Source organism: Paenibacillus sp. V4I9, assembly GCF_030817295.1.
Taxonomy (GTDB): Bacteria; Bacillota; Bacilli; order Paenibacillales; family NBRC-103111; genus Paenibacillus_E.
The window spans coordinates 5,299,559-5,316,021 of sequence record NZ_JAUSZE010000001.1; the positions used below are offsets into that span (position 1 = coordinate 5,299,559).

Below are 16,463 nucleotides of genomic sequence, written 5' to 3' on the forward strand. Positions count from 1 at the left end.
TACACATGTAAAAGCAATTGACCTGTGACCTGCTAATTCCATCATGAAATCAGCAGGTCACAGGCCTGTTTTCTAGAAAATTCGATTCTTCCAGCCTAGCAGCTTTGCAATAGCCTCAACGTAATAATAGTCTCCATAGATCAAGGAAACATCAATGTTCTGCCCAGCGGGTAAATTGCCAGTTCCGCCAAGCAGGATTGCCTCATGCTCCGGTTGATCCCATGTCGCATAGTTCTGGGTCAAGGAAAGCAGGATCCGTTCTGCTGCCCGTCGATAGAGCGCGCCCTCTACGGATGGGAGTGCATCAGCCAGCTCAAGCAAACCAGACGCAGCGCAGGTTGCCGCAGACGTGTCGCGCGGGAGACCCTCTAATGATTCGGCTGCGCGGAAATCCCAATGCGCTACATAATCCTCAGGCAAGCAAGCTAGAAAATAGTGCGCTACGCGTCTAGCCGCATGGAGATATTTGGCATCGCCTGTGTAACGGTATGTATTGGCCATACCATGAAGCGCCCATGCTTGCCCACGGCTCCAAGAAGAGTGAGGTCCTGCCCCCTGCCCGCCAAGAGATTCGATGAGTTCACCCGACCTAGGGTCAAAGCTAAGAATGTGATTCACAGATCCGTCTTCTCGGATAAAGTGATCCACCACCGTATCAGCATGCGCCTTGCCTACATGCTCAAACCGTGGATCAGCCGACTCTTGAGCAGCCCAAAACAAGATGGAAAGGTTCATAGACGAATCTACGATAGACCAACCGATTTTTTCTTGATTCCAAGCTCTCAGAAACTGACCAGCCAGATTGAAGCGTCCCGTTAAGAAGTTTGCCGCGAACAGCCCCCGGCGCTTACCGTCCTGATCACCTGTCAGCTTGTATTTGATAATTGCCGTCGGCAAGAATTGAAAGCCTACATCATGATGGTAGTTGTTAGCCTCGATCATCTTCTTTTCAAACTTCTCGTCCCAGCTCCATGCCGCTTTTTTGTAATGCTCCATGCCGGTCATTTCGTGCATAATCCATAGGATGCCTGGCCAAAAACCGGATGTCCACCAATCGTGCCGCATGTCATCGTAGATACCGTCTGCCTTAGCCACATGCGGAGATTTATCCCCGAACTGCTCGATCATTCTATCTACTTTAACCTGCAGCGCTTCCCATACGAGGGGCAGTGCTTCCTTCATGCTTGCCGCGTTCTTCCACTTGTCAGCTTGAATCGTTGTCTTGTTCTCCATTCGATTCGCTCCTTTGGTTTTATTATAAAGTGATAAAAGCAGTAGCCATGCCTTCACACTTCGCGCTGACTACCGAAGTCGGTAGATGAGCTACCTTGCCTGTTTTGACCGCAGCCATGGCTGGTCCCCCCGCAGAAATGAACGCAGTCTCACCGATGGCAGCTGCACTTCCACCTAGTGGATCGATATAAATCCTCGCACGTCCAGTTGCCAGCTGTACAAGCCTCGAGCCATGGATCGTACCAAGACCATCAAGCAGCTTGCCATCGCCGCTAAGTCCAAAACGAATGAAATGAGAAGCATCCGGACAAAAAACACCCTTCTCGTCAAACATACACGCTTCCACATAGATACGACCATCATCCTGCTTTACTGACGTAAGCTGAAGCTCCGTCGGCTCTCCCCATGTCTCTGTCTGGTAATTGAAGGTCAGCTCATCTTTCACGATGACGCCTTCCTTCTCAGCGATGACCTGCACATGGTTCACGCCAGGATTGAAGGTAGTGTTCCAGCGTAGTCCCGCACATGGAAAGTCTTTGGAGTCACGCTTTTTCACGCCTAAACTGACCCCATTAAGGAAAAGCTCCGCCTTAGAGCAGTTGGAATAAACCTTTAGACACTTCTGCTCATCCTCTTCACCCCAACGGACTGGCATCGTGTGACCGTAGATACGTACCATAGGTTCTTTAGACCAATAGGATTGGAAGACATAAAAAGCCTTCCTTCTTCGTCAAATCACGTTCAACGATTCCCTTCATATTCAGATATGGAATCGGTGAATCCGGACGGACTGGCGTGGCGAAATCCTTGAAGGACCATTGTGCCGCGCCTGTCAGCCAATCCATCCCCTCTTGACATTTTAAATACCAATCGATCATTTCACAGAAGTAGGTCTCCGACCAGTCACCGTCCCGAGAGACACGCGTTTCGCCTCCAGTAAGTAAGTAATCCCCATCTCGCTCTTCTGTAGCTCCGCTTCCGCGAGGTATATATTCGAAACCGGTGTATGTTTTCTCCACATGCCGAGTTGGCAAATTATCAGCCCCCCATTCCATATGGAAAAAGGAGTCTACTTGTTCAAAGGCCAACCTGGAGCTTTTCTCATAGTCTGTGTATATGCCTCGATACCACCCCGCCCAAATCGAAGGCGAGTAGACATCAATAATATCTTTGCAAAACTCACATCGCCGTATCGCGGTCAGACGCCCTGCATCCAACTGGTGTGACAGGTCATGAAGCTCTTTCATAAAGCCGCGGATTTCTTCCTGATCAAAATAATCAAAATCGCATTCCCAATCATTTTCATTGCCCAAGCCCCAGAGAATCACGGATGGATGGTTGTAATGCTGAGAGATCATCGCGCTTAGCATATCGCGACATTGCTGCCGGTAAGCTTCGCCCCCTAAACCTCCACGGCACCAAGGGATTTCCTCCCAAACTAATATGCCAAGCTCATCGCAAAGATTCAGTACAATTCTCGATTGTTGGTAATGCCCCAGCCGAATAAAGTTAGCACCCATGCTCTTAATCAATCGCATTTCTTCACGAATCATCTCTTCTGTCATCGCAGGCCCAACACCGGCATGATCCTCATGTCGATGTGTACCGCGAAGCAATAACCGCTCACCATTAAGCTTGAAAGGACCTTGCTTCATAAACTCAAAGAAACGAACCCCGAATTTCTCGTTAACCGTAGTCTCTCCATGGACACTTGAAAGTGTCACATTACAACCATACAAGACAGGTTGATCCGTCGACCAGAGCTGAGGTGTATCAAGCTCGAACACTGTTAGCTCCTTATCGCCTTCCCATGGCATTGAGCTCACATTTGAAACCGCTATCACTTTGCCTGTTGGGTCCGTTAATTGGATCGTCAGTTGCAGGTTTTCACTCAAGCTCTTCGGATTATATAACGCAGCGCGAACTTTCACCGTACAGGAGGATATCGAACCGGAGCCGGATACCATCGACTTTTGCAAGGCTAGTGTATCCGTCTCGATATGTACTTTCTCCAGTGACATCGCTGGCACATAAACCAGATTAAGATAGCGATACACACCGCCATATAGGTGGAAATCACTGGCATCTGATGGAATCGTCTCAAGCTCACGGCTGTTATCGCACATGACAGCTACGGCGACTTTACCCTCATAGCGTTCAATTTCCCGCGCTCGTTCGGCTGCTTCCGTAATATCAACCGTGAATTCATCATACCCACCAAGGTGTTCTCCTACCTGCTCGGTATAAACAAATACGTTAGAACGCTGTCCAGCTCCTTCGAAGTGCAGCAGCGTTCTCCCATTCGGATACGGATTGTTCACCTCCAACTTTGTGCGATACCAGCCCTGCCCTTGATAGTACTTACTGTCTGGATCCATCGTACCCAAAGCATTGTAAGAATGCGGAAGCTTTACTTGCTTCCATGGCACATTATAGTGATTTTGGAGCTTATCGCCCCGCCATACTTCCCACACACCTCCTAGACTTCCACAGTAATGCTCCCAATTCTGAGTCAACCGTTGACCAAGCAATCTCTATCACTCCCACCGAAATTCTTGCCCTCAGTATAGCAAAAATCAATCGAACAGAGTGTAGTGCTCTTATGATAAAATGTTGTTGTATTATGATTTTACATACTAGAGAAGATGGGAGTCATTCGGACCATGAAGGTAATGAATTACTTGAACCTTAATCAACACCCGGCACATCTTCAATTTTATCGAAATCGGACAAATGCATTTGCTGAAATCTATCATGCACATCAAGGTATGGAAATCCTTATTGTCCACGAAGGTACTGGAACCGTCATTGTGGAGCAACAAATTTTCGACCTGGCTCCGGGTATTCTGTTTTACTTCAGACCTTTCCAGCTTCATCGGATACGTATGAACGAAGCAGCCCATCAAGCGTACATCCGATCTTTTTTCGTATTTGAACCTGCACTGCTTGATGGCTGTTTGGCGGCGTTCCCTTCCACACGCGAATTTTTCCAGAAGCTTTGGAAAGACCCCCTATCTATTCAAATGATAAGCGGACTAGACACGGAGGCTTTGCATAACTTGCTCCAAGCTCACCAGTATACAATTGAGCAGGCCAAACCAGAACAATTGCTCGAAGAACAATTATTCTTCTTGACCAACTTGATGCATCATTTGAAAACTTCCTATCCATTAACCGGTTACAACCTATCCACAGAACGCAATTCCAAAGTAAAGTCCTCATCCATTGCTGTGAAGGTCATGGAATGGATCGAAATTCACTACATGGAGCCATTTGAACTTAATCAACTCGCACAGGCCATTCATTTATCGCCCAATCACATATCCGCGGTCTTTAAGCAAATCGTAGGCAGCAGCATTACCGAATATTTGACCGCTAGACGCATTCGTCAAGCCTGTCTATTGCTTAAAACAAGTGACATATCTATACAGGAAATCGGGCTGGCTGTGGGTCTGGGGAACTTCTCTTATTTTTGCCAAATGTTCAAGAAACACGTGGGATTGACCCCTTATCAGTTTAAAAGGACGTCAGACCAGCCATAAATCCTTTAAAAACACAATCTTTCAAAGTTAAACGTCCATACCATTATCTGAAAGATTCACAAGAGGTTCCTGAATTCTAGATGAAAATTGGCATGAAGAGATAGAGGACTATCCCATAGCCCTCTATCTCTTCATCATTGCGCAACGGCTTCTTTCTGATCTTGATGATAATATTTAAATAATCTTAGGTTTTTCAAGCTATTTGGTAAAGCTACATTTTTTGATTCTAGAACTTCTGCCGGCAATTTGAACAATCTTGAAAGGTTTTTGGGGAGTGTTTGGTTGGGGACAGGAACTTTCTTTCTGCCTGGGATAAAGTTTTTAAACGAAGCGATCTGGAAGCCCCAATCTCCGAAAGAAGGGACATAAACATAGTAGCTTTTCGTCTTCATTCCTATGCTTTTCAACGTATTATGAATGCTCCAATAGACTCGCGGCATATCTTCTGTTGAATTGGATTGGATGACAATAATACCGCCTGGAGCAAGCGATTTTACTACACGTCGAAAAAATTCTTTTGTGTACAGCTTACTAATCACTTTATCTGATGGATCGGGAAAATCCACGATAATCACATGATAGGATTTAGAAGTTGGGAAAAATAATTTGGCATCCATTTGATGAACCTTCACACGTTTATTAAATAATGATCGATGATTTAATGTAGATATGGGCTTTTCTTTTAGCTATTTGGATGATTTTGGGATCCAACTCAACCAGATCAACCGTTTCTACATCCTTGTATTTAAGCACTTCTCGTACTGCGAATCCATCGCCACCGCCTAATATCAAAACATTACGGCGACTAGGTGACATCGTCATTGCCGGGTGAACAAGTGCCTCATGATAAAAGCGTTCATCCAATGAACTGAATTGCAGCTGCTTATCCAAATACATCCGTACATCTTTCGCTTCGAGCAAGACAATATTTTGAAACCGACTTTTACCTTTATATATGATTTTAGGCTTCCTTTGCATTAAATGCTTTAGTGTGTGTTGATCCCATATATCCCCTCGCATTTGAATAGAGTTTGGTTTTTTAGGTATCACCTTTTTAATCTTACTTGGCGTCTTTGTCATTTTTTGCAATGATTTCACCTCGCATAATAATTACAGTTTCCTTGAATTTTCCAAACAAATTAAAATTATGATATGCCATAATTTTCGAGAAAGTGTGGGCTGCGGTTCTCCTCGAATTTCCTTTCGCCAGTACGGTGCAGCCGTTCTGAAACATGCCTATTAATGAATATCTATGGAAGGAAGTATCTTTGCTCTGCTGGGGGGACTAAATTTCATATGTTTATTTACACCGTAAAAAATGGAGATTCTCTTTTTTCTATTGCTTCAAAATTTCAATTTCCCCTCGATAAAATTCGTGAAGTAAACGGCTTGATTGATCCAACGCTGGTTCCCGGTCAAGCTTTGATTGTTCCATCAACTTATTATATTGTTCAACCCGGAGATTCGTTATATATGATATCACAGATGAGTTTGGTACCCGTGGATACCCTGCGTTCGGCTAACGGGCTTCAAAGCGATGTATTATCTGTAGGCATGAAGCTGTATCTGCCGGTGAGAACCAAATACCCGGAAGAAGGTTTAAGTTATTTCATTCCTGCTACACCTGAACAAATTGAAATGACTACCCGTAACTTTTCTCCTTACAATGCCTACTTTGGCATTTTTGAATATCACATTACCGAAGAAGGGAACTTGAGCACGTTAAAGAACGATGAACTCGCCGTAAGAGCTTCAAGGAATCAGCGAGTTGCTCCTCTTGCGACGATTACGAATTTAACGCCGGAAGGGTTCAGCCCTGAAATGACAAGGCAAGTCCTTAACTCTCCTGAAATAAGGAATCGACTCATTAATAACATCTATACATTGATAAAAACAAAAAATTATGCTGGTGTAAATGTTGATTTTGAGCAAGTGCAGGCAGGGGAAAGAGACTTGTATACCGGCTTTTTACGTTCGTTAAATGATCGTTTGAATCCGGAGGGATACTTAACATCGGTCGCCCTTCATGTAAAAAAAAGCGATAGCGATTATCCAGGTTATGATTACGGCGGGATCGGTGCTGTCGTGGATTTCGCTTTCATAATGGCCTACGATTGGCATGAAAAGCATTCCGGTCCCGGACCTGTCGCCCCAATCGATGAGATACGTAAAACCCTCGATTATGCCGTGCAGCGCATGCCTCGGAACAAGATTATTCTTGGGGTACCCAGGTATGGGTATGACTGGACGATGGACAATGGAACCGTAATCAGCGCTAAAGCTGTTTCCGTTACAACGGCTACCGAAACAGCTTTGAGGTATGAAGTACCGATTCAATATTCTATACAGTACCAACAACCTTATTTCTCATATTGGGACGAAAACGGTAGAAGACATAGTGTGTGGTTTGAAGATGCGCGAGCCCGTGCAGCAAAATTTCAAACTGTCGTCGATTACCATCTTAGAGGCGTTGGGGCATGGCAGCTCGGATTGAATTTCCCGCAATCTGTTTTCTTAGTGAAACATTTTTTTTATCAGAAAAGAGTGATTTGAATCTATCGTACCGTTGGTCGGCTAGATCATTGGATCCAAAGAATTAATGGGGTGCAGGATCCCCTTATAGGCAAAGGAAGCATTGCCGGTTTCCTCTGAAACGACGAGTACAAGAGCATCGGTTCGCTCTGTCAAACCTATTGCAGCACGGTGTCTTGTCCCCAGTTTTTTTTCAACCGTAATATTAGATACTGGCAAAACATTCGCAGCCGAGACGATTCGGTCAGATTGAATCAATAGGGCTCCATCATGCAGCGGGTTGCCAGGGTAAAAGATGGCTTCCAATAACGAGTACGTCAACGTTGCTTCCAACATAATGCCAGAGTGCATAAACATATCCAGCAGATCGTTCCTCTGGATCACGATCAAAGCACCATGTCGGCGTTCCGACAGATGCTGAATGCAAATGGACAAGTCTAAATAATGGGTCGTGAAAGATGATAAATAACATTGCAAATAGAAGGAAGCTGCTATGGATTCGACTTGTTTGAAGGCTTCGCGAATTTCGTCAAATCGACTTAAAAGACAGTTATTTTCGTCATTATCTAAGGTATCCAAACTGCACTCTATTTCAGCGGAAATGTGGCGCAATTGTTGCTTCAACTGTTCTTTCATCGGGGATATGTCACAATTTTCTTGCTGCACTCGTCACACCTCAGAACTTCATTATTATATTCACGAATAAGTTGATCAACCTTCCGTATTCCTATAAATTAATATGTACATCCTTCCTTGTATGTATTACTTTAAATGTAATCGTCCAAAAAAAGGACCCACAACAAGAGGCCGCGGGTCTTAGTTTACATATATTTTTCTTCAAAATCATTTCAATTCAGACTACATCTCAATTAGAAACAACTCTTCCAAATCCTTATCTAGCAAATCACTCAATTTCTTAGCCGTGGATGGACCCACTGATTTAATCGATCGTTCAAGCAGACTGATATAAGCATGACTTAAACCCGAGTGCTTCGCCAACTCTCGCTGGGAGTAACCTTTAATGACTCTCGCTTTAATAAAAACATCGGTCTTCGCCAAGATCTTTATATTCATTCTGCCATAGACCCCCGTTCTCATTTTGTTCCCCTTGCAAACATTATACCATTAAATTTTACTTATGCAACCATTTTTGTTTACATAAGTAACCTGAAATGGATCAATTTTACCCGTAACTTCGATTGTAATTACTTTAGTAAACTGCTACTATTATATCGTTTACTAATGTTTACTTTTGTTAGCGAGGGTGAGTGAGAGTCTATGTATTTCTACGATAAATTAAAAGATATGCGCAAATTAAAAGGCTTCACCATCCGTGAGCTTGCCGACCGTTCAGGAGTCTCAGCAGCTTATATTTCCCAACTAGAGAACGGTAACCGCGGCATTCCTTCACCGGAAGTATTAATGAAGCTGTCAGAAGGGCTTAACACTTCCTATTCCGAACTGATGGATATCGCTGGATATCTGGAGTCTTCTCCGTCTGAACAGCAATTTCAAAGCAATCCCGTTAATTTGCGGCGTTTTCTCCGAGAGAATGAGCTCATGTTTGATGGTTTTGTACTTACGACAGAAGATAAAGAATGGGTCGAGCGTATGCTGACCGTCTTATTTTGGAAAGACCGCCAAACGAATAATACAGAGGCTCAATAATTCTTTCTTATTTCACAAGACCGTTTCGAACAATTTTCGTCATCATTTCTGCATTCGGGTAATGGACTTCTTCATATTGCTTGACTACGTCCTCAATTCGAAATGGAACACGTTCAATCGATGTTCGGATTTGTCCATTTTCAATTTCAACAATGGCATAGGCAGCTTTAGACATACCGTCAAAAGGTAGACCTACACTTCCGGTATTCAACAGTATTTTACCTTCCATATAACGGATGAATGGTCTGTGGATATGAGCATAAATGAAAATATCCGCATCCGACGCGGACATAAGCTTTGACTTCAGCACCTCATCGCCAACGCCAGGAAGTACGATTTCGAACAAGCTATCTGGCGTCGCATGGAACGCATGAATAGAGATCCCCTCTATCTCAAGCTTCATTTCAGTAGGCAGACTCACCAAGTATGCGATATCCTGCTCGTCCAATTGCGCAACGGTCCACTCCCGTTCTCTCTTCATCATGTCAATGACCTGCTCCGGGACTTCTCCTTGATTTACGCCGCGCACAACCCATTCATCTGCGTTTCCTTTAATGACCTGAGTATTTAAAGAACGGACCAAAGAAAGAGATCGTTTGGGATCTGGTCCACGGTAGCAAAGATCACCCAGTACATAAATACGGTCTATCTCATGCTTAGCCATATCTTGCAAAACTGCTTCGAGAGCGATTGCATTCCCATGTATATCCGAAATAAAGGCTAATTTCACTCGGCTTTCCCCCTGTTTATCACTCACTTCACAATTGGGTAGTCAATCACTATGACATTCTCAATAATTCCTTCTAATGATTTCACGAATTGCTGGTGCGCAGGATGCGGTCCATATTGTCGTAAAGATTCTTGATCTTCAAAAGTCACACGAAGTCCTAACGTGTATCCTTGCACATTATCTGTTTCTTCTGTCACATTTACGCCTGCCGATAAATCGACGATCCCAGAGATCTTATTTTTTAATGACAATAAGGTTTCAAGCAATTCCTTTTCCTTCTGTGGATCTAAATTCTCTTTAAATCTGAACGAAACCAGGTGCTCAAACATCATGGCTAAGAAAGCCTCCTTCGGTTTAATTTAGAATGCTAGACTTTGACCAGGTTCCAAGACAAATCCCTTAATTCCCTCAGAAGCCAGACTATCAACAAAAGCCTTGGGATCCTGCTTAATGAGTGGAAATGTGTTGTAGTGCATCGGAACGACCATTTTTGCTTGTAAGAATTGTGCGGCGATTACGGCATCGCGTGGGCCCATGGTATAGTTGTCACCAATTGGAAGGAAGGCAAGATCAATAGCATTTAATTTGCCCAGCAATTGCATATCTCCAAAAAGGCCCGTGTCCCCTGCATGGTAGATCGTTTTCCCCTCTGCCGTAATTAAGAAACCACTAGCCATCCCTGTATAAATATTTTCTTTGGTTCCTGGTGGGTTATAGGAAGAATCGTGCAGCGCTAGTGTCATTTTCACTTTACCAAAGGGAAACTGATATTCCCCGCCGATCCCCATTCCGTGGGTTTTTGCCCCTTGGAAAGACAAGTACCTCCCCAAATCATTGGGGGCAATAATAGTGGCTTCGTTGCTCTTTGCAATCTCTAGTGAATCACCTAAATGATCAGCATGACCATGTGTGACAAGTATGTAATCAGCCTTAATATCTTCCGGTTTTGCAGCGGCTAGAGGGTTATGGTTCAAGAAAGGATCAATAATGAGCGAATGCTCCTTTAATCGAATCTCAACACAGCTTTGTCCATGAAAAGTAATGTTCATAAAATCGCTCCTTTGTAATTAGCTGATTTCAATTAAGTTTTCTTGGTCGGGCCTAAGCCTATTTTAGCATACTTTATTTACCACTTGCTTCTTCAAGATTCCCAATTACATTCCTCAGGCTTCTTATCCGGCAAAAAACCACGAAACACCGTGGTCCTTAATTGATGCGTGTCTGTTCGCTCCAAATAGTCAATCCGGCAGCACAAGCGTGGTTCAATCCACTGTGTTTTCTCATCCCTGACCGAGTTCAATTGCTTAGCTATTACCAAAAACATTTGCTTATCTTCTTGCTGAAAACCAAACTCAACCACTCCAACTGGCTTATTCTTCACCGTTCTGAAATTCAAGCCGATTACAAGGCCAAATGGATTCGTTCTATACCCCAATATGACCACATCAATCGATTTAAAATATTTCACTTTCAGCCAATCGTCACTTTTGGTATCCAGTTGATATTTGGAGTTCTTTCGCTTCGCTACAATGCCTTCCATATTTCGTTCTTTCATTAACTCAAATAACGCCCTACCTTGTCCTCCTACGAACATGGTAGGCATGATAACGGGGGTAGAATCGACGATCTCGCCAAGCCGCTGTTTTCGCTGCGTCAACGATTCATCCAAATGATCTCTATCTGTGTAAAGGGCATCAAATACAACAAATGTTACGGGATGTGTGTTTACAGCGCGATTAATCTTCGCAGAATTACTCAACCGGCCACGATAAGAAAAATCATCAAATACCGGTCTGCCACCGCGCAAAACAATTCCCTCACAGTCAAGAATCGCCGTTTGAGCCTTGATGGCCGCTGCTGCCTCCTTTAATTCCGGAAATTTACTGGAAATCAACATGCCGTTACGTGTAAAAGCTTCAATGCGATTCCCCTGCTTATGTAGGAGGATTCGCCATCCGTCCCATTTGGGTTCAAATATATATCTCTCGTCATCAAAAGCTTCTTTACCGATACTGACAATCATTGGTTTTATTGGCTCAAAGAGCATTTCTAACCACCCCATAACACCAGTGTGGCACTTTCGCAAGCGATCTAAACAGTTCTCATTTTCACATCCAACCGCTGGAATGCTTTCTTAAGCTCATCTGTGGGTATATTCTCAAAGCGATCACCGATATTTACTTCATAACAACATGTTGTCTCGCTGCTCTCTTTTACATAGGGGGTTAATCCTATACCTGTCTCCTCATACAAGGCTACTAATAGAGGTTCAAGCTTCTCTTTCGGCAGATCAACATGCACATGAAACATGTTAGTCACGGGTTCTAATGGTTTTGTCACAACGCCATGGCATTGATTATAGTATTCAGCAAGCACTTTGGCTTCTTCATAATACTGATTCATTTTAGGCAATCTCTGTTTGAAATAATAGCCGCTACTTAGGATATACGGATAAAGGCTAATTAAATCACCTCCGTATCGTCTTTTCCATACTTTGGACTCTTTTGTAAAAGCTTCACTACCGGCAAGTATGGCTCCTGCGATCCCGCCAACCCCTTTATAGAAAGAAATATACACACTATCAAAAAGCTCACAAACTTCTGCTGCTGTTTTTTGATAATAAGGTAGAATCTCGTATAGTCTGGCTCCGTCTAGATGCAATTTAATTCCTTTCTCACGACAGTAAGTACAAATAGCAACAAGCTCCTCGTAGTCCGGCAGCTGTCCGCCAATTTCACGTTGCGGTAATTCTATTAATAAACAAGCAATATCATCTTGCATATGGAGAACATCTTCCAGTCGAATCAGTCTGTCCTTATCCCCAAGCAAAATAGTTTCAATTTGATGCAATTCTTTTAACCCGTCTTCTTCATGAATTTCTAAATGACTCAAAGGATGATAAGCCACTTTCTTAATAGCTTTCTTGTCAGACCAGATTCTTAAGGCAATTTGTTGTGCCATGGTTCCACTAGGGAAAAATACGGCTGTTTCTTTACCCAAGAACGTCGCCATTTCTTCTTGAAAACTTTCGATAAGTTTACCTGAACCATACATATCACTGTCCAGATTCCCATCTATATCATTCAATACCTCTTTCAAAACCTGAATGTTTCTTTTACTATGGCCACTTACTGGGTAACTTGCTTGATTAAATGCTTCTAATAATGGGTTGTTCTTGCTCATTTGTATGATCCTCCATTGTCATTTTTTCATTTGGTGAAACAACAGCCGTGACTTATAATCAAACTAACCTGGTTGAAAAGGAGTATAACGATGAAAGAAATCATACTCGGAACAAAGGATCAATTCACATCATTTCCGGCAGAGGTTCAAGTAGAGGATAACCTGTACTTCCTTACGGAGATAGATGGAATATACACCCTACTGTCTAGTGTTTGCCCTCATGCCGGTTACACCGTTGACCTTGAAGACGGAGAGCTCGTGTGTCCGCTGCATGGATGGACGTATGAAGTACATACTGGGCGTTGCCATAATGTGCCTAGTGCTAGACTCCACTCCTATGAGGTCATTCTAAGAGACGGCACTCTATTAGCTCTGATGGATTAATTACTAAGTATATTTTACCAATGGACAAGCTATACTAACAGCTGTTATTTCGAGACGAACGGCATTAGGAGGCTATATGTCCACAAAAGCAAAGAGTGATAAGTCAGGACAGATGAAGTGGTGGCAGCTGTCATTGCTAGGAGTTGCCTGCACGATTGGTACGGGTTACTTCTTAGGCTCCGGGATTGGGATCAAAATGGGTGGAGGATCCGTCATTTTCATGTTTATTCTGGCAGCCATAGGCACTTATATTGTCTTTGATGTCTTGGCCCGAATGACGGGAGCGGATCCGCAGCAAGGATCTTTTCGGGCATATGCCAAAAAAGCATTTGGACGCTGGGCAGGCTTCAGCAGTGGATGGGTCTATTGGAGTTCAGAGCTCTTAATTATGGGGAGTCAATTAACAGCTTTGTCCCTTTTTACCCGATTCTGGTTTCCAGCGGTACCCATGTGGATTTTTGCTACGTTTTACGCCTTGATAGGTTTGGGTGTTATCTTGCTCGGGACTAAAGCATTCGAGCGCACTGAACATGTTTTTGCCATTATCAAAGTATCCACCATCGTTATGTTTCTCCTTATTGCAGGAGCCGCAGTCTTTGGATTTATCACAGGTGGAGCTCATCAACCTAGATTCCGGGCGGCCAAAGAAACCTTTTTGCCAGCTGGGTTAATGGGATCTTGGTCCTCTTTTATTTATGCTTTTTACGCCTTTGGCGGTATTGAAATCATGGGCTTAATGGCCACAAGATTGAAGCGACCCGAAGAGGCACCTAAAGCAGGGAACATCATGATCCTTCTTTTAACGACGATCTATATCGCATCTCTTATTCTTGCTTTAACCTTGATCCCCTTGAATGCTTTACAGGGAAAGGAAAGCCCGTTTCAGGTTGCTTTGGGAAGTTACAATCTCCCTTTTGTCCCGCATGCGTTTAACGCTATTCTAATTATTGCTGGATTTTCTACAATGGTTGCTTCTTTATTTGCGGTGACAACGATCCTTATAACGTTAGCCAAAGATCACGATGCCCCTTCGATCTTTGCCAAAAAAACAACAGGGAAAAGACAAATGCCTTTATTCGCCATCGGTTTTACGACTGGAGGTATAGCTGTAGCAGTGCTGATGGCTCTCTTGTTGCCTGAGGAGCTTTATGAATATGTAACAACAGCCGCGGGGATTATGCTGCTCTTGAACTGGCTCTTCATCCTACTATCTTCAGGACGCTTACTACAACTATCCGTTTGGGGAAAGATCAAACGATATCTGGGCATGGCTCTAATCCTTACTGCTATCACGGGTACAGTCTTTCATGGAACGAGCCGACCAGGATTCTGGATAAGCCTCCTATTTATCGTGATCATAGGCTTGGTTACATGGGGCATGAGCTTCAAATGGAAAAAGAGCGCCCGCGCAGCATCTTACAGAGCCAAAGAACTGCCAAATCCTAAACATGATAATCGTGAAGGAGCGACCTAGCGTTATCCAAAGAGGGCGTGGAAGGCTTTTATCCCAAAATGCAACCCAAAGCCAATCAGGGATAGTCCTGATGCGATGGATATGAACGAGAGAGCGCGAGTCGTGAGAAATCTTCGAAACGTACTGGCTAACGACGCCATAAAAACATCCCACATGCAAATACCGGTGAACATAACCCCCGTATACAATAATACGTGGTTTCTATCGAAATCAGCAATGGTTTCAGCTAAAACCGATCCATAGATACCAAGCCAAAAGAGGATGGACAAGGGACTAGTTATAGACATGAAAAAACCGGAGAAAAACGATTTCGAAAGCGTAACTTCGTTTCTATATGCTTCTCCCTTTATTTTCCCCGCATCAATCAAACTTTCGATACCGGAGTAGAGCAATATAAAGCAGCCAAATAACCAAAGAAACGTTTTCATAAAAGGCGTTGTTAGAAAATGCACGAGTCCGAAATAAATGAGGATCATTAACAGTGCATCAGCAATCAGTGCTCCAATACCCACTACCCAAGCATGAAAAAAACCCTTCTTAATTCCTCTGTCTAACACAGCTGCATTAATCGGACCAATAGGTGCTGCCAGCGATAAACCCAGGAGAAAAAAGCTAAGAATCGTATACAACTGAATCACCCATTCATTCTATTGATTTGTACATGCTTTAAGGCTCGTATCATCCTATTCCTAGAGTAAGACTTGTATTACTTGTAGAATTAAATTTCAAAAAAGCATTTGACATTCACGCTACGTAAAGCAGTACAGTTATGTTGTCAGGAGGTGAACAGATGGAATACACCGTGCAGCATCTGGGCAAATTGGCTGGGGTCAGCACCAGAACGCTTCGATATTATGATGAGATTGAACTTCTTAAGCCGGCAAGAATCAATTCGTCAGGATACCGAATCTATGGTCAAGCGGAAGTGGATAGGTTACAACAAATACTGTTCTACAGAGAACTAGGGGTCAGTCTAGACAGTATTAAAGAAATTGTTACCGCCCCTTCCTTCAATGGCGCCAATGCCCTGAAAGAACACCATGAACAACTCCTCGACAAAAGAATACAATTAGATTTACTAATTGCAAATGTAGAAAAAACGATTGCCGTAACCGAAGGGAGAATAACCATGACGGATAAAGAGAAATTTGAAGGCTTCAAGCAAAAGATGATCGATGATAACGAGGAAAAATACGGGAAAGAAATTCGCGAGAAGTATGGCGATGAAGCCGTAAATAAGTCCAACCAAAAAATCAAAAACATGACACAGGAACAGCAGGACGAGGTAACGCGATTGGCGAATGAAGTATTAGCTACATTGGCGGAAGCTTTCCAAAATGGGGACCCTGCCAGCGAACTGGCTCAAGCAGCCGCGGATTTGCATAAGATGTGGTTAAGCTATTACTGGAGTGAGTACAGTAAAGAAGCGCATGCTGGTCTAGCCCAAATGTATGTGGATGACGAACGGTTTAAGGCTTACTATGATGAAAAACAGCCCGGTACGGCTGAGTTTCTGAGAGATGCCATCCATATCTACACGGGTGTTAAGAAGTAATTCTATTGAATGGGACACTAGCACTATTTCTATTATCTCCGTTAAACATCCAATTCTTTTACAAGAAACTGAATATACTAGTATTGCACCAGTCACCAGCAGCGACCGTGCATGTCACTCCAACGAAAGAAGCACAGAACCCTCAAGGGTCCTGTGCTTCTT

19 protein-coding genes are annotated in these 16,463 nt (G+C 43.5%); 6 read left to right on the plus strand and 13 right to left on the minus strand.

The annotated features are described in order from the left end of the window. Positions 1 to 72: 72 nt before the first annotated feature. The 3 genes from QFZ81_RS24665 to QFZ81_RS24675 form a co-directional block, all read right to left on the minus strand. Entirely contained in the window at positions 73 to 1,182 is a 1,110-nt protein-coding gene (locus tag QFZ81_RS24665) for a glycoside hydrolase family 88 protein (RefSeq protein WP_373462743.1), read from the minus strand. Positions 1,183 to 1,255: 73 nt separating this feature from the next. Next, positions 1,256 to 1,912 carry a DUF4982 domain-containing protein gene (locus QFZ81_RS24670; RefSeq protein WP_483874671.1) on the minus strand — a complete coding sequence of 219 codons (657 nt, stop codon included), beginning with the start codon at positions 1,910 to 1,912 and terminating at the stop codon, positions 1,256 to 1,258. 7 nt (positions 1,913 to 1,919) lie between these two features. Then, positions 1,920 to 3,764, minus strand: coding sequence for a glycoside hydrolase family 2 protein (locus QFZ81_RS24675; protein ID WP_307605215.1), 1,845 nt, complete (start codon positions 3,762 to 3,764; stop codon positions 1,920 to 1,922). A gap of 132 nt (positions 3,765 to 3,896) precedes the next feature. Here QFZ81_RS24675 and QFZ81_RS24680 point away from each other — a divergent pair, with 132 nt between their 5' ends. Continuing rightward, positions 3,897 to 4,775, plus strand: a complete 879-nt coding sequence (locus QFZ81_RS24680) for a helix-turn-helix domain-containing protein (protein ID WP_307605217.1) — start codon at positions 3,897 to 3,899, stop codon at positions 4,773 to 4,775. A 134-nt stretch (positions 4,776 to 4,909) separates the two neighbouring features. Here the strand turns inward: QFZ81_RS24680 and QFZ81_RS24685 are convergent, their stop codons facing one another. Beyond that, positions 4,910 to 5,392: a spermine/spermidine synthase domain-containing protein gene (locus tag QFZ81_RS24685; RefSeq protein ID WP_307605219.1), complete on the minus strand. Its 483-nt coding sequence runs from the start codon at positions 5,390 to 5,392 to the stop codon at positions 4,910 to 4,912. Positions 5,393 to 5,414: 22 nt separating this feature from the next. Next, positions 5,415 to 5,855: a spermine/spermidine synthase domain-containing protein gene (locus tag QFZ81_RS24690; RefSeq protein WP_307607025.1), complete on the minus strand. Its 441-nt coding sequence runs from the start codon at positions 5,853 to 5,855 to the stop codon at positions 5,415 to 5,417. 216 nt (positions 5,856 to 6,071) lie between these two features. Here QFZ81_RS24690 and QFZ81_RS24695 point away from each other — a divergent pair, with 216 nt between their 5' ends. Next, on the plus strand, positions 6,072 to 7,328 hold the full coding sequence (locus QFZ81_RS24695) for a glycoside hydrolase family 18 protein (RefSeq protein ID WP_307605221.1): 1,257 nt from the start codon (positions 6,072 to 6,074) through the stop codon (positions 7,326 to 7,328). Between the two features lie 21 nt (positions 7,329 to 7,349). Here QFZ81_RS24695 and cdaS read toward each other — a convergent pair whose 3' ends face one another. Both cdaS and QFZ81_RS24705 read right to left on the minus strand, forming a co-directional pair. Beyond that, positions 7,350 to 7,973 (minus strand): sporulation-specific diadenylate cyclase CdaS, encoded by a 624-nt coding sequence (gene cdaS, locus QFZ81_RS24700; RefSeq protein WP_307440616.1) that lies wholly within the window; start codon positions 7,971 to 7,973, stop codon positions 7,350 to 7,352. Positions 7,974 to 8,165: 192 nt separating this feature from the next. Then, complete coding sequence (locus QFZ81_RS24705; protein ID WP_216625547.1) at positions 8,166 to 8,381, minus strand: helix-turn-helix domain-containing protein; 216 nt, start codon at positions 8,379 to 8,381, stop codon at positions 8,166 to 8,168. Positions 8,382 to 8,585: 204 nt separating this feature from the next. On the opposite strand from QFZ81_RS24705, the gene QFZ81_RS24710 reads away from it, so the two are divergent. Then, on the plus strand, positions 8,586 to 8,975 hold the full coding sequence (locus tag QFZ81_RS24710) for a helix-turn-helix domain-containing protein (protein WP_307440613.1): 390 nt from the start codon (positions 8,586 to 8,588) through the stop codon (positions 8,973 to 8,975). A 7-nt stretch (positions 8,976 to 8,982) separates the two neighbouring features. Here QFZ81_RS24710 and QFZ81_RS24715 read toward each other — a convergent pair whose 3' ends face one another. From QFZ81_RS24715 to QFZ81_RS24735, 5 genes are all read right to left on the minus strand, one after another. After that, complete coding sequence (locus tag QFZ81_RS24715; protein ID WP_307440611.1) at positions 8,983 to 9,705, minus strand: metallophosphoesterase family protein; 723 nt, start codon at positions 9,703 to 9,705, stop codon at positions 8,983 to 8,985. 23 nt (positions 9,706 to 9,728) lie between these two features. Continuing rightward, a complete protein-coding gene (locus QFZ81_RS24720; protein ID WP_307605223.1) occupies positions 9,729 to 10,037 on the minus strand; it encodes a Dabb family protein in 309 nt (102 codons plus the stop codon). Positions 10,038 to 10,064: 27 nt separating this feature from the next. After that, positions 10,065 to 10,754, minus strand: a complete 690-nt coding sequence (locus QFZ81_RS24725) for a metal-dependent hydrolase (protein ID WP_307605225.1) — start codon at positions 10,752 to 10,754, stop codon at positions 10,065 to 10,067. Positions 10,755 to 10,846: 92 nt separating this feature from the next. After that, positions 10,847 to 11,752, minus strand: coding sequence for an ATP-dependent DNA ligase (locus QFZ81_RS24730; RefSeq protein ID WP_307605227.1), 906 nt, complete (start codon positions 11,750 to 11,752; stop codon positions 10,847 to 10,849). Positions 11,753 to 11,796: 44 nt separating this feature from the next. Next, on the minus strand, positions 11,797 to 12,888 hold the full coding sequence (locus QFZ81_RS24735; protein WP_307605229.1) for a threonine aldolase family protein: 1,092 nt from the start codon (positions 12,886 to 12,888) through the stop codon (positions 11,797 to 11,799). Between the two features lie 90 nt (positions 12,889 to 12,978). On the opposite strand from QFZ81_RS24735, the gene QFZ81_RS24740 reads away from it, so the two are divergent. Further along, positions 12,979 to 13,272, plus strand: coding sequence for a Rieske (2Fe-2S) protein (locus tag QFZ81_RS24740; RefSeq protein WP_307605231.1), 294 nt, complete (start codon positions 12,979 to 12,981; stop codon positions 13,270 to 13,272). Positions 13,273 to 13,348: 76 nt separating this feature from the next. Next, positions 13,349 to 14,746 carry an amino acid permease gene (locus QFZ81_RS24745; RefSeq protein WP_307605233.1) on the plus strand — a complete coding sequence of 466 codons (1,398 nt, stop codon included), beginning with the start codon at positions 13,349 to 13,351 and terminating at the stop codon, positions 14,744 to 14,746. 2 nt (positions 14,747 to 14,748) lie between these two features. On the opposite strand, the gene QFZ81_RS24750 is transcribed toward QFZ81_RS24745, so the two are convergent. Beyond that, the gene (locus QFZ81_RS24750) at positions 14,749 to 15,375 is read right to left on the minus strand and encodes a LysE family transporter (RefSeq protein ID WP_307605235.1); all 627 of its coding nucleotides are present in this window, start codon (positions 15,373 to 15,375) and stop codon (positions 14,749 to 14,751) included. Between the two features lie 161 nt (positions 15,376 to 15,536). Here QFZ81_RS24750 and QFZ81_RS24755 point away from each other — a divergent pair, with 161 nt between their 5' ends. Beyond that, entirely contained in the window at positions 15,537 to 16,301 is a 765-nt protein-coding gene (locus QFZ81_RS24755) for a MerR family transcriptional regulator (RefSeq protein WP_307605237.1), read from the plus strand. The last annotated feature ends 162 nt before the right edge of the window (positions 16,302 to 16,463 follow it).

What these genes read in the sequence shown, in the direction of transcription:
- QFZ81_RS24665 (WP_373462743.1), bottom strand. Translation starts at nt 1,182, where the DNA reads ATGAAGGAAGCACTGCCCCTCGTATGGGAAGCGCTGCAGGTTAAAGTA.
- QFZ81_RS24670 (WP_483874671.1), bottom strand. Translation starts at nt 1,912, where the DNA reads ATGGTACGTATCTACGGTCACACGATGCCAGTCCGTTGGGGTGAAGAG.
- QFZ81_RS24680 (WP_307605217.1), top strand. Translation starts at nt 3,897, where the DNA reads ATGAAGGTAATGAATTACTTGAACCTTAATCAACACCCGGCACATCTT.
- QFZ81_RS24685 (WP_307605219.1), bottom strand. Translation starts at nt 5,392, where the DNA reads ATGGATGCCAAATTATTTTTCCCAACTTCTAAATCCTATCATGTGATT.
- QFZ81_RS24690 (WP_307607025.1), bottom strand. Translation starts at nt 5,855, where the DNA reads ATGACAAAGACGCCAAGTAAGATTAAAAAGGTGATACCTAAAAAACCA.
- QFZ81_RS24695 (WP_307605221.1), top strand. Translation starts at nt 6,072, where the DNA reads ATGTTTATTTACACCGTAAAAAATGGAGATTCTCTTTTTTCTATTGCT.
- QFZ81_RS24705 (WP_216625547.1), bottom strand. Translation starts at nt 8,381, where the DNA reads ATGAATATAAAGATCTTGGCGAAGACCGATGTTTTTATTAAAGCGAGA.
- QFZ81_RS24710 (WP_307440613.1), top strand. Translation starts at nt 8,586, where the DNA reads ATGTATTTCTACGATAAATTAAAAGATATGCGCAAATTAAAAGGCTTC.
- QFZ81_RS24720 (WP_307605223.1), bottom strand. Translation starts at nt 10,037, where the DNA reads ATGATGTTTGAGCACCTGGTTTCGTTCAGATTTAAAGAGAATTTAGAT.
- QFZ81_RS24725 (WP_307605225.1), bottom strand. Translation starts at nt 10,754, where the DNA reads ATGAACATTACTTTTCATGGACAAAGCTGTGTTGAGATTCGATTAAAG.
- QFZ81_RS24730 (WP_307605227.1), bottom strand. Translation starts at nt 11,752, where the DNA reads ATGCTCTTTGAGCCAATAAAACCAATGATTGTCAGTATCGGTAAAGAA.
- QFZ81_RS24735 (WP_307605229.1), bottom strand. Translation starts at nt 12,888, where the DNA reads ATGAGCAAGAACAACCCATTATTAGAAGCATTTAATCAAGCAAGTTAC.
- QFZ81_RS24740 (WP_307605231.1), top strand. Translation starts at nt 12,979, where the DNA reads ATGAAAGAAATCATACTCGGAACAAAGGATCAATTCACATCATTTCCG.
- QFZ81_RS24745 (WP_307605233.1), top strand. Translation starts at nt 13,349, where the DNA reads ATGTCCACAAAAGCAAAGAGTGATAAGTCAGGACAGATGAAGTGGTGG.
- QFZ81_RS24755 (WP_307605237.1), top strand. Translation starts at nt 15,537, where the DNA reads ATGGAATACACCGTGCAGCATCTGGGCAAATTGGCTGGGGTCAGCACC.